Source organism: Nocardiopsis dassonvillei subsp. dassonvillei DSM 43111 (assembly GCF_000092985.1).
Taxonomy (GTDB): Bacteria; Actinomycetota; Actinomycetes; order Streptosporangiales; family Streptosporangiaceae; genus Nocardiopsis; species Nocardiopsis dassonvillei.
This window is the reverse complement of sequence record NC_014210.1, coordinates 2112608-2125198: the sequence shown is the minus strand read 5'-3', so window position 1 is coordinate 2125198 and position 12591 is coordinate 2112608. Positions and strand designations below refer to the sequence as shown.

Sequence of the window (12591 nt, the reverse complement as noted above, 5' to 3'; positions counted from 1 at the left end):
GTGGGTTTCTCACCGCGTCCGGGCGGCTGGGGCGGACGGTCTCCTCGTCAGGACCGCGGGTGCGGGTTCACAGGCCGAGTTCCTTCTGGAGTTCGCTGACCTCGCGGTCCGGGACACGCGTGGTCGGCCCGGCCCCGTCCGACCCGGCCCCGGCGTCCACGGTGGCCGCCCCTGCGATCGCCGTCGCGGACTGGTGCCTGAGGACGTCGGTCGTGGAGACCACGACTCCGGAGTCCCGGGCCCGGGTGACCACGCGGAACGCCCGGATGCTGTCGCCTCCGCGTTCGGTGAAGAGGTCCCCGGGCCCGAGCCCGGGTTCCTCCAGCACCTCGCGAAGGATGTGGAGGAGGACCTCCTCGACCGTGTCCGCCCGGTCCGGCGCGCTCTCCGCGTTCCTCGTCGGCTCCGGGAGCGCTCCCCTGTCGAGCTTGCCGTTGGCGTTGAGCGGCATCTCGTCCACCCTCAACAGGGCGGAGGGCACCATGTAGTCCGGCAGTGCCCTGCCCAGGTGCCGGCGCAGTTCGGCCTCGTCCACGCCGCCACCGTCCACGACGAAGTAGCCGACGAGACCGCGCGCCCCGTCCCGGTCCTCCCGCACCACGACCGCGGCCCGGGAGACGGCGGGGTGGGAGGCGAGCACCGCCTCGACCTCCCCCGGCTCGACACGGAAGCCGCGGATCTTCACCTGGTCGTCGACGCGCCCGAGGAACTCCAGATCGCCGACGTCGTTCCGCCGGACGACGTCACCCGTCCGGTACATGCGCTCTCCCGGGGCGAACGGCGAGGCGACGAACCGCTCGGCGGTCAGCCCGGGTCGGTTGAGGTACCCGCGGGCGAGGCGGGCGCCGGTGATGTAGAGCTCGCCGGGCGACCCGGTCGGCGCGGGCGCGAGCGCGTCGTCCAGGACGTGGATGCCCGTGTCCGGGATCGGTGTGCCCAGCGTGGGGCGGGGGGTGGCGTCGGTGTCGGTGGCCACCGCCTCCACGGTGGCCTCGGTCGGCCCGTAGGTGTTCATCACGCGGGTTCCCTCGATCCCCCGGAGCCGCTGCCAGAGGGCGTTCGGGAACGCCTCCCCGCAGGAGAGCAGCACCCGCGGCGTGTGCTCCCCCCTGCCCCACTCCGCGGACTGCACCAGCGCCCCCCAGTAGGACGCGGTGAACACGACGCAGTCGAGTCGGTGTCGGCTCATGATCCGCACGAAGCGATCGACGTCCCGGTAGTCCTCCTCCGCGTAGAGGTGCATCTCGTGGCCCGCGGCCAAGCCGATGACGGAGTTCCAGCCGACGTCGAAGGTCAGCGCGGCGGTGTGGGCGATGCGCAGGCGCCGTCCGGCGTCCACCTCGTCGAAGAACCGGCCGTAGTGGCGGCTGTACAGGCCCAGGCTGGACTGGGAGATCTGCACGCCCTTGGGTCTGCCCGTGGAGCCGGAGGTGTACATGACGTACGCGAGGTTGTCGGGGCGCAGCGGTGACCGGCGCTCCTCGTCGCGGACGTCGTGGTCGGCGGGGTGTCCGCCGGTGTCGCCGTCCTCTCCCAGGCGCAGGAACGTCATCGGCACACCGTGGCGGCCGAGGGCGTCGGCGCCCCGGTCATCGGTGACGGCGACCTTCGGGGCGCTGTCGGCCAGGACGTATCCGATGCGCTCTCGGGGGTGGGTGGCGTCGATCGGAAGGTAGACGCCGCACGCCTTGAGCACGGCGAAGAGGGCGACGATCGCACCCGGGCAGCGCCGCATCGACACCGCCACGCGCGTCTCCGGCCCCACCCCGGCGTCGATGAGCGCACGCGCGAGCCGGTTGGCCCTCGCGTTGAGGTCGGCGTAGGTGTGGGCGCGGCCCGCATACACGAGGCCGGTCGCGTCCGGCTGGTTCCTGGCCTGGCGTTCGAGAAGGCCGGCGAGGAAGGTCTTCCCCTCCAGGCCGCTCACCGCACTGTTGGTCGCCATCATGAATCCCCGATCGTCTCTCCGCTGGTGTCCTGGTCAGTTGGGGTCGGCCTCGCTGGTGGACCTCTCCGGGGAACCGTCGCCGTCAGCGGACTCCACGGGCCACGCCATGGTCCGGAAGCCCCGGTGGGCGAAGGCGAGGAGCACGCACACGGCGAGCACGGCGGCCAGGGTGAGGACCGCGTGGCCGGGCCGCAGGAACTCCAGGAGCAGACCGGCCCCGGCCATGCCGACGGCGCCTCCCACCCCGTAGAGGGTCATCGCCGCCGCGATCACCCTTCCCCTGATCTCGTCGGACACCTGACGGAAGATCAGCAGGTCGACCAGGATCCGCATCGCCGGGACGCCGACGGTGAGCAGGAACAGGAGGGCGGCCAGCCACCAGGGGCCCCACGGGACGGCGAAGAGCGCGATGAGGAGGACGGTGCTGCCGCCCACCGCGAGCATGACCCCGCCGGGGGGCAGCAGCCGGTGCAGGGGCTTGACCAGGAAGGCGCCGACCAGGCCGCCCGCCGCCAGGCCCATCATGGCGAAACCGATCACCGTGGAGGACGCGCCCTGTTCCTCCAGGACCACCACCGAGATCAGGAGGAAGGGCGCGCTCACCGCGTTCATCAGGACGGTGAAGAGCAGGACCCGGCGCAGCTCGGTGGCGGCGGCCATCGTCCTGAGGCCCGACAGCATCCGGGTCCAGGCCGATCCGTCGGCGTCCTCCTCGGAGCCCCCGGGCCGGGGTGGGACCGGGCGGACGAACAGTACGCACACGACGGAGAGGACGAAGGTGACCGTGGTGAACACGAAGGGCGTCGCCATGCTCACCGCGTACAGGAATCCGCCCAGCGGAGGACCCGCCATGGCCGCGCCGTTGCTGCGCACCTCCTCCTGGGTGAGGGCCGAGGTGAGCTGTTCCCTGGGCACCACGGCGCGGACCAGGAGCATGCGCGCCGAGCCGCCCAGCGGTGTGACCAGGCCGAGGAGTGCCGCGACGACCAGCAGGTGGGGCAGGGTGAGTGTCGCGAACAGGAGTGCCGCCACCACGCTCAGCGTGGCGGCCGCCCGGGTGCCCTCCGCCAGGAGCAGGAGCGCGCGCCGGTCGTACCTGTCGCAGAGCTCCCCCGCGGGCAGGGCCGCGAGGAGCGTGGCGACCATCTGCACGCCGCCGAAGGCGCCCGCCCAGGCGGGGGAACCGGTCAGGGCCAGGACGACCAGCGGGTAGACGAGTTCGGAGACCTCCAGCCCGAAGAACGAGAACGCCGACCCCACCCACAGGAGCTGGAACCTGCGGTTCCGCCGTAGCGGAACGTCCACGGGCGGCGCCCCGGCTTCCTTTCGTCCTTCGTCTTCCACGCGGTTCCCCTGCTCCCGATCGCCTCCCGCCGGGGCACCCGCCATAGGAAAAACAGCTGGTCACCCGCTTGCCAGTCCGAAGCATATTCCACGAGTGCGCTTTTTCCCTGTCATCAACCGGACAACCCGGCGCTCTTTCCGATCACCCCTTCGTTTTCGCAGGTCAAACCTTGATCAACGCCCGGAGGGAGCCGTGGCAGGTTCCTGACATGGAGTTTCTCGATACCCTCCTTGTCCTTCCGGAGAGGGTCTACCTACGCTTCCTTAGACACCGGCAAATCATCACGAAGCCGTCAGAGCAAGGCTCGTTCACCATCCACCACACCCCGGAGAGCGCCATGGGCAACCCCTTTGACAACGAGGACCTCTCTTTCCTGGTTCTCGTCAACGAAGAAGGCCAACACTCCCTCTGGCCCGCCTTCGCCGACGTCCCCGAAGGGTGGGAAGTCCGGGTCCCGAGTTCCCCGCGCTCCGAATGCCTCTCCTACATCGAGGAGAACTGGACCGACATGCGCCCCAAAAGCCTGGTCGACGCCATGCTCTCGGACGAGAAGAACTGAGAAAACGGGTCCACGCAGCATCACCTGGAACAGGAAAAGAACGAACGGTGGGGATACGAAGTGGACCTGGCGCTCTCCGACATGCACGCATCACTTGACTCACCGACCACGGAGTCGATGAATTTCCTGAACGAGATCGGGAACGTCTACCCCGACGCCATCTCGTTCGCCGCGGGGCAGCCGTTCGAGGGCTTCTTCGACCTCGACGCCGTCCACCACTACCTGGACGCGTTCCGCGCCCACCTCGCCGAGGAGCGGGGGCAGAGCGGGGAGCAGGTCCGGCGCACGCTGCTCCAGTACGGCAGCGCCAGGGGCATCGTCAACGACCTCATCTGCCGCAACCTGGAGACGGACGAGGGTATCCGGGTGGACCCCCGTGCCGTCGTCGTCACCTCCGGCTGCCAGGAGGCCCTCTTCCTGGTGCTGCGCGCCCTGCGCGGGGGCCCGTCGGACGTGGTGCTCGCGGTGCGGCCGAACTACTCGGGGCTCGACGCGGCGGCGCGCCTGGTGGAGATGGGGGTCCACCCGGTCCGGGAGCCGGCTTCGGGAATCGACGGTGAGAGCCTCACCGAAGCCGCGGAGCAGGCACGCCGGGAAGGGCTCAACCCCCGCGCCTGCTACGTGATCCCGGACTTCGCCAACCCCACCGGCCGCAGCCTGTCGGTGGCCGCCCGGCGGAGCCTGCTGGAGAGCGCCGAGGAACAGGGGATCCTTCTCATCGAGGACAACCCCTACGGCATCTTCGGCCCCGAGGAGAGCGGCACCCCCACCCTGAAGTCCCTGGACGCGTCGCGGTCCGTGGTCTACCTCGGTTCCTTCGCCAAGTCCGGTATCCCGGGAGCGAGGGTCGGCTACGTCGTCGCCGACCAGCGTGTGTCGGCGCACGAATCATCGGACACCCTTTTCGCCGACCACCTGGCCAAGGCCAAGGGAATGCTCAACATCAACACCTCCCCGATCACTCAGGCGGTGATGGGGGGAAAGCTGATCATGAACGGGTTCAGCCTCCGTTCGGCGAACACCCGGGAGAGGAACGTCTACCAGGGCAACCTGTCCCGCCTCCTCCAGGAGATGTCCCGGAGGTTTCCCGAAGGCGAGGGCCACGGCGTCAGTTGGAACACCCCGTCGGGCGGATTCTTCCTGACCCTGAAGGTCCCCTTCCCAGCGAGTGACGAGGCACTTGGCGTCTGTGCGCGGAAGCACGGTGTGCTGTGGACCCCCATGCACCACTTCCACGGCGACGGAATTCCACGGAACGAGATCAGGCTCTCCTTCAGCCATCTCACCCAGGACAGGATCGCGCTCGGTGTCGAACGTTTCGCCTCGTTCGTCACCGACCACGCCGGCAGCTGAATTCACGCTGCCCGCACACGGCGGAGGAGATGAACCGCAGGCGTCCGTCACCCATTCCGCAAACCTGACCTTTTCCGTGTCTCCCCACGCCCGCACCCCTTTCAGAGAGGCCGATCCGTGTACCCGTTGTCGTTTGCCCAGCGTCGGTTGTGGTTTCTGTCGCGGTTGGAGGGGGCTTCGGCCACGTACAACATTCCGGTGGTGACGCGTGTGCGGGGGCCGGTGGATGTGGGTGCGTTGGGTGCGGCGCTCAATGACGTGGTGGGTCGGCATGAGGTGTTGCGGACGGTGTTCGCCGAGGTGAACGGTGAGCCGGTGCAGCGGGTGCTGGATGCCGACACCGGGGGGCGGGTGGAGCTGGGGGTCAGCGAGTGCGCTCCTGAGGATGTGGGCGCGGTCGTAGCTGATCACGCGGCTCACCTGTTCGACCTGGAACACGACATTCCTGTCCATGCGCACCTGGTGCGGGTGCTACCTGAAACGGGTGCTGAACAGAAGGCCGATCCGGGTGCTGTTCAGGAGGCTGGGGCAGTTTCGGGCCAGGAGCCTGCGGCGGGTGCTGACCAGGAGGCCGCGCCAGGTCCTGTTCAGGAGTGGGTGGTGGTGTTGGTGGTGCATCACATCGCGGGGGACGGGGCCTCGATGGGGCCGCTCTCCCGGGATCTGGGACAGGCCTACCAAACCCGGTGCAGCGGTCAGACTCCCCGGTGGGAGGAGTTGCCGGTGCAGTACGTGGACTACGCGCTGTGGCAGCACGAGTTGTGGGGCAGCGACGATGAACCCACCGATCTGGCCCGGGAACAGGTCGAGTTCTGGCGTCAGCACCTGGCCGGGGCTCCGGAGGAGCTGGTGTTGCCCACTGACCGGCCCCGCCCGGCTGTTTCCTCCTACCAGGGAGGACAGGTCAGCGTGCCCGCCACGGAAGGGGCGTTGGGGCGGGTGCGTGAACTCGCCCGGGCCAGCGGCGCGACGGTGTTCATGATCGCCCAGGCGGCGGTCGCCGCCCTGCTGAGCCGGTTGGGTGCGGGCACCGACGTGGTGGTGGGCACGGTGGTGGAGGGGCGTGAGGATCCGGCGTTGGAGGACCTGGTGGGGTTCTTCGTCAACACCGTGGTGCTGCGCACCGACCTGAGCGGTGATCCGTCTTTCGCGGAGTTGTTGGGGCGGGTGCGGGAGGCGGATCTGGCGGCTTTCGATCACGCCCAGGTTCCCTTCGAGCGGGTGGTGGAAGCACTACGTCCCTCACGGTCGCTGGCCCGCCATCCCCTGTTCCAGGTGTTCGTGTCGTACACCAGTGGCGGCGCGGACATGATGTCGCTGCCCGGCCTGGTGAGCACAGCTCACCGTGTACAGAGCGATGCCGTGCACTTCGACCTCGAATTCAGCTTCGAGGAGGCGGAAACCCTCGACGGGAGCGGTCTCCAGCTCAGCGTGAACGTCGGTTACACGAGGGACCTCTTCGACGAGGAGACGGCCCGGCTGTTGGGTGAGCGCCTGGTGCGGATGCTGGAACAGGCGTGCGCGAATCCGGACACCGCGGTGAGCCGGTTCGATTCCCTGGCCCCGGAGGAGCGGAAGACCCTTCTCCAGGACTGGGGGACGGCCGAGCCCGCCGCCGCGGCCCCCCTGGAAACGGTCCTCGACGTCTTCCGCGCCCAGGTGGAGACGGCCCCCGACGAGATCGCCCTGGTCGCGCAGGACGGCGAACTCGACTTCAGGACGTTGAACACGCGCGCGAACCGACTCGCGGCCGTGCTCCGTCAGCGAGGCGTGGGAGCTGAGAGCCGGGTGGTTCTGGCGCTACCCCGCACCTGTGACCTGCTGGTCTCCATGCTGGCCGTGCTCAAGGCGGGCGGCGCCTTCGTTCCGGTCGAACCCGACTCCCCAGCGGACCGGACCGCCCTCATCCTCGCGAACAACCGCCCCTCGCTGATCGTGACCACCGGCGCCTGGAGCCAAGGACTGGAGCTCGGCGTACCCAGACTCGTCCTGGACAGCCAGGACGTCCGCGCGGAGATCGACCTCCAGTCCACCGACGACCCCGGGCCCGAGGACCGCCCCTCTCCAGAACATCCGGCCTACGTGATCCACACGTCCGGCTCGACCGGAGTCCCCAAGGGCGTGATCGTGGAACACCGATCCCTCCGGGCCCACCTGGGATCGATCCGGGACGGACTCCTCGCACCGGAGTGCCGGTCCGCGGGGAAGAGCCGGATGCGGCTGGCGCTCATCGCGCCCTTCTCCTTCGACGCCTGCTGGGACGAGATCGCGGGCATGCTCGCCGGTCACGAGCTGCACCTGATCAGCGATGAGGTCCGGCATGACGCCGACCTGCTCAAGGACTACGTCGTCGAGCAGCGCATCGACTTCCTGAACACGACACCGACGCTCGCCCAGTACCTGGTGAACGCGGGCCTGTTGGACGATCCCCGGCACCGCCCCGCCATCGTGTCAACCGGTGGCGAAGCGATAGGCGAATCGCTGTGGAACAGGCTGGCCCGATCGGAGACGTCGGGCTACAACTACTACGGCCCGACGGAGACGACCGTCAACGCGACCAGCGCCCGGATCACCGAGCGGGACGTCCCGTCGATGGGTGGTCCGGTGGCGGGTACTCGGCTGTTCGTTCTGGATGAGGGGTTGTCCCTGGTTCCGGCCGGGGTGGTGGGTGAGCTCTACATTTCTGGTGCGGGTCTGGCTCGGGGGTATGTCAACCAGCCCTCCCTGACCGCTTCGCGGTTCGTGGCCTGTCCCTTCGCACCTGGTGAGCGGATGTATCGCACCGGGGACCTGGTCCGCTGGACCCAGCGGGGCGAGCTGGTGTTCGTGGGCCGCTCCGACGACCAGGTCAAGGTGCGGGGTTTTCGTATCGAGTTGGGTGAGATCGAAGCCGCCACCACGGCTCTGGACGGGGTGGCTGACGCGGTGGCTTCGGTGCATCAGAGCGCGGACGGCGACAAGCGTCTGGTGGCTTATGTGGTGCCCGAACCGGGGTGTGAGGTGGACCCTGAGCGGGTGCGTGGTGATCTGGGTCGGGTGGTGCCGGAGTACATGGTGCCCTGGGCCGTGATGGCACTCGACGCACTGCCGTTGACGGTCAACGGCAAGGTCGACCGAACCGCACTGCCCGCACCCGAAGTGGCCTCGGGCCAGGGCCGTGCTCCGCGCAACCCGCGTGAGGAGGTCCTGTGCGGGCTGTTCGCCCAGGTGCTCGGTGTGGAGCGGGTCGGGATCGACGATGACTTCTTCGCTCTGGGCGGGCACTCACTGTCCGCGACCCGGTTGATGGGTCGGGTCCGCTCGGTTCTGGGCGTGCGCGCGGGAGTACGGGTGTTGTTTGAGGCTCCGACGGTGGCGGGGTTGTTGCCGCGGTTGGAGGGGTCGGGGGGTTCGGGTGAGCTGGTGGGGTTGTCGCGTGTGGGGCGGCGGCCTGGTGTGGTGCCGTTGTCGTTTGCTCAGCGTCGGTTGTGGTTTCTGTCGCGGTTGGAGGGGGCTTCGGCCACGTACAACATTCCGGTGGTGACGCGTGTGCGGGGGCCGGTGGATGTGGGTGCGTTGGGTGCGGCGCTCAATGACGTGGTGGGCCGGCATGAGGTGTTGCGGACGGTGTTCGCCGAGGTGAACGGTGAACCGGTGCAGCGGGTGCTGGATGCCGACACCGGGGGGCGGGTGGAGCTGGGGGTCAGCGAGTGCGCTCCCGATCGGGTGGGTGCGGTGGTGGCTGATCACGCGGCTCACCTGTTCGACCTGGAACACGACATTCCCGTGCACGCCCATCTGGTGCGGGTGCTACCTGAAACGGGTGCTGTTCAGGAGTGGGTGGTGGTGTTGGTGGTGCATCACATCGCGGGGGACGGGGCCTCGATGGGGCCGCTCTCCCGGGATCTGGGACAGGCCTACCAAACCCGGTGCAGCGGTCAGACTCCCCGGTGGGAGGAGCTGCCGGTGCAGTACGTGGACTACGCCCTGTGGCAGCACGAGTTGTGGGGCAGCGACGATGAACCCACCGATCTGGCCCGGGAACAGGTCGAGTTCTGGCGTCAGCACCTGGCCGGGGCTCCGGAGGAGCTGGTGTTGCCCACCGACCGGCCCCGCCCGGCTGTTTCCTCCTACCAGGGAGGACAGGTCAGCGTGCCCGCCACGGAAGGGACGCTGGGGCGGGTGCGTGAACTCGCCCGGGCCAGCGGCGCGACGGTGTTCATGATCGCCCAAGCCGCGGTGGCCGCGGTGTTGAGCCGGTTGGGTGCGGGCACCGACATCGTGGTGGGCACGGTGGTGGAGGGCCGTGAGGATCCGGCGTTGGAGGACCTGGTCGGGTTCTTCGTCAACACCGTGGTGCTGCGCACCGACCTGAGCGGTGATCCGTCTTTTACGGAGTTGTTGGGGCGGGTGCGGCAGGCGGATCTGGCGGCTTTCGATCACGCCCAGGTGCCCTTCGAGCGGGTGGTGGAAGCACTACGCCCCTCACGATCGCTGGCCCGCCATCCCCTGTTCCAGGTGTCGGTGGCCTGGGAGGAGGACGGCGGGTATTCGGGTGTGGAGCTTCCCGGGGTGGAGGGTGTGTCGGTGCAGGTCGCTGAGGTGGCGGCCAAGTTCGATCTGTTCTTCGGGTTCGGGGTGGATGCCGCGGGCGGGTTGCGGGTGAGTGTGGTCTATGCCCGTGACCTGTTCGACCGGGCCAGCGCTTGTCTTTTGGGTGAGCGCCTGGTGCGGGTGGTGGAGCAGGTGTGCGCGGACCCGGACGTGGCGGTCCGCGACCTGAACATCCTGGGAGCAGACGAACACCACCGGCTACGCGCCTGGGGCACGGGCCCGACCACCGCGCACACACCGGGCACCATCGTGGACTCCTTCCGCTCCCAGGCGGAGCACTCGTCCCAGGCGGTGGCGGTCGAGTCGGGTTCGGAGCGGTTGACGTACGCGGAGTTGGACGCGCGGTCCAATCGTGTGGCGCGGTGGTTGGTGGCGCGTGGGGTGGGTCCGGAAGTGCCCGTGGTGGTGTCGATGGGCCGGGGTGTGGGGCTGGTGGTGAGCCTGCTCGCGGTGATGAAGGCGGGTGGCGTGTATGTGCCCGTGGATCCGGATTATCCGTCTGCGCGTCAGCGGCACATCGTGTCCGGGACCGGGGCCCGCCTGGCGCTGGTCGATGGGACCGCCCACGTGCCGCCCGAGGGGATCGAGTCCGTCCTCCTCCAGGAGTTGGACCTGAGCGGGTATGCGTGCGGGCCCTTGAGCGACCGCGACCGTGTGTCTGCGTTGAGGTTGGCCAACACCGCCTATGTCATCCATACCTCGGGATCGACCGGTGTGCCCAAGGGGGTGGCCGTCACCCACACCGGAATCGACCGGCTCGTCTCCTGCAACCCTCTGCGAGAGGGCGACCGGGTCGCCCTGTGCATCTCGCCCGCCTTCGACGTCTCCGTCCAGGAGATCTACGCGCCGCTCTGCCAGGGCGCCACTCTGGTCATCCCCGACGAGGGCCTGACCGGGTTCGAGCTCTCGGAGTTCGTCGCGGAGCAGCGTGTGACCTCCTTGACCGTGCCCGTCGCGGTGCTCGCGACGATGCCCGGGAACGGCCTCCCCTCACTGCGCCGACTGGTCGTCGGTGGGGAGGCGTGCCCTCAGCACCTGGTCGATCTGTGGGCGCCGGGTCGCAGCATGCACAACGCCTACGGGCCGACGGAGGGCACCGTGTGTGCGACGGCGTCGGAACCCCTGCGGCCGCTTGGGCAGGACGGTCCCGTGACCATCGGTGGACCGGTCGCCAGTACCGAGGTGTTCGTTCTGGATGAGGGGTTGTCCCTGGTCCCGGCCGGGGTGGTGGGCGAGCTCTACATCTCTGGCGCGGGTCTGGCCCGGGGGTATGTCAACCAGCCCTCCCTGACCGCTTCACGGTTCGTGGCCTGCCCCTTCGCACCCGGCGAGCGGATGTATCGCACCGGGGACCTGGTCCGCTGGACCCAGCGGGGCGAGCTGATCTTCGTGGGCCGCTCCGACGACCAGGTCAAGGTGCGGGGTTTTCGTATCGAACTCGGTGAGATCGAAGCCGCCACCACGGCCCTGGACGGGGTAGCCGATGCGGTGGCCTCGGTGCACCACAGCGCGGACGGCGACAAACGCCTGGTGGCCTATGTGGTCCCCGAACCGGGCAGGGCGATCGATTCTGAGCGGGTGCGTGGTGATCTGGGTCGGGTGGTGCCGGAGTACATGGTGCCCTGGGCCGTGGTCGGGCTGGAGTCGTTGCCGTTGACCGTCAACGGCAAGGTCGACCGATCCGCACTGCCCGCACCGGAGGTGGTTTCGGGTACGGGTCGTGCTCCGCGTAATCCGCGTGAGGAGGTCCTGTGCGGGCTGTTCGCCCAGGTGCTCGGTGTGGAGCGGGTCGGGATCGACGATGACTTCTTCGTCCTGGGCGGGCACTCACTGTCCGCGACCCGACTCATGGGCCGGGTCCGCTCGGTTCTGGGCGTGCGCGCCGGAGTGCGTGCACTCTTCGAAACCCCCACCGTGGCCGGCCTGGCCGAACGGCTGCTGTCGGACGGCCTCTTCCAGCGCGACGGCCGCTCCCCCGGCATCGGCGGGGTGGTGACCTACCACGGCGACGGCAACCTGCCCCCGCTCTTCCTCTTCCCACCCGTCAACGGCCTGGGCTGGTGCTACTCCAGTCTGCTGGGGCACCTGCCGTCGGATCGCCCCGTCCACATCCTCCACGACCCGCGCCTGGAGACGGACGAGGTCCTTCCCCTCACGGTGGCGGAACTCGCCTCGCACCACGCGGAACGGATCCGCAAACTCTCCTCAGACCGTCGCCGCGTGCTGCTGGGCTGGTCCTTCGGCGGCACCGTGGCCCAGCAGGCGGCGCGCGAGCTGACCGAGGCCGGGGAGGCCCCCGACCGGCTGATCCTCCTGGACGCCCACGTCGGCGGCGCCGACCGGACCGACCCCGACCCGTCCCCGGAGGACGTGTGCTCGGCCGCGTTCGACGGCCTCGTGGTGCCGGTCGGTCCCGCGGACGACCGGCCGCGGACCCCGGACGTACGCGCGGCCCTGGAGGCGAGGGGGAGCGCTCTCTCGTCCCTGGACGGCCCCGTCCTGGAGCGCCTCTTCCAGATCGCGCGCCACAACGTGGCGGCGATGGCCGCGCACCGTTCGGCGGGGACGGACGTGCCGACCGCCTTCGTGGAGGCGCGTCAGGAGGGGGACGAACCCCCCGCCACGCACGGCTGGGCGGACCTCCTCGGTTCGGACGTGCGTGTCCGTGCCACCGCGGTCGACCACTTCGCCCTGCTCTCGCCCCGGTCCGCCGGGTCAGTGGGCCCCCTGGTCGCCTCTCTCCTTCCCCAGGTGGACCGGCTGGACGGCACCCCGAACCGCTGACGCCCACCC

General features: G+C 69.3%; 5 protein-coding genes. 3 read left to right on the top strand and 2 right to left on the bottom strand.

Annotated elements, in window-relative coordinates; genetic code table 11:
- Nucleotides 1–67: 67 nt before the first annotated feature.
- Nucleotides 68–1945, bottom strand: coding sequence for a non-ribosomal peptide synthetase (locus NDAS_RS08660; RefSeq protein ID WP_013152780.1), 1878 nt, complete (start codon nt 1943–1945; stop codon nt 68–70).
- A gap of 36 nt (nt 1946–1981) precedes the next feature.
- A complete protein-coding gene (locus tag NDAS_RS08655) occupies nt 1982–3253 on the bottom strand; it encodes an MFS transporter (protein ID WP_117199529.1) in 1272 nt (423 codons plus the stop codon).
- Between the two features lie 377 nt (nt 3254–3630).
- Here NDAS_RS08655 and NDAS_RS08650 point away from each other — a divergent pair, with 377 nt between their 5' ends.
- The 3 genes from NDAS_RS08650 (at nt 3631) to NDAS_RS08640 (ending at nt 12582) form a co-directional block, all read left to right on the top strand.
- Nucleotides 3631–3852 carry an MbtH family protein gene (locus NDAS_RS08650; RefSeq protein WP_013152778.1) on the top strand — a complete coding sequence of 74 codons (222 nt, stop codon included), beginning with the start codon at nt 3631–3633 and terminating at the stop codon, nt 3850–3852.
- 117 nt (nt 3853–3969) lie between these two features.
- On the top strand, nt 3970–5205 hold the full coding sequence (locus NDAS_RS08645; RefSeq protein WP_126624973.1) for an aminotransferase-like domain-containing protein: 1236 nt from the start codon (nt 3970–3972) through the stop codon (nt 5203–5205).
- A 117-nt stretch (nt 5206–5322) separates the two neighbouring features.
- Nucleotides 5323–12582: a non-ribosomal peptide synthetase gene (locus NDAS_RS08640; RefSeq protein WP_049800296.1), complete on the top strand. Its 7260-nt coding sequence runs from the start codon at nt 5323–5325 to the stop codon at nt 12580–12582.
- The last annotated feature ends 9 nt before the right edge of the window (nt 12583–12591 follow it).

What these genes read in the sequence shown, in the direction of transcription:
- NDAS_RS08660 (WP_013152780.1), bottom strand. Translation starts at nt 1,945, where the DNA reads ATGGCGACCAACAGTGCGGTGAGCGGCCTGGAGGGGAAGACCTTCCTC.
- NDAS_RS08650 (WP_013152778.1), top strand. Translation starts at nt 3,631, where the DNA reads ATGGGCAACCCCTTTGACAACGAGGACCTCTCTTTCCTGGTTCTCGTC.
- NDAS_RS08645 (WP_126624973.1), top strand. Translation starts at nt 3,970, where the DNA reads ATGAATTTCCTGAACGAGATCGGGAACGTCTACCCCGACGCCATCTCG.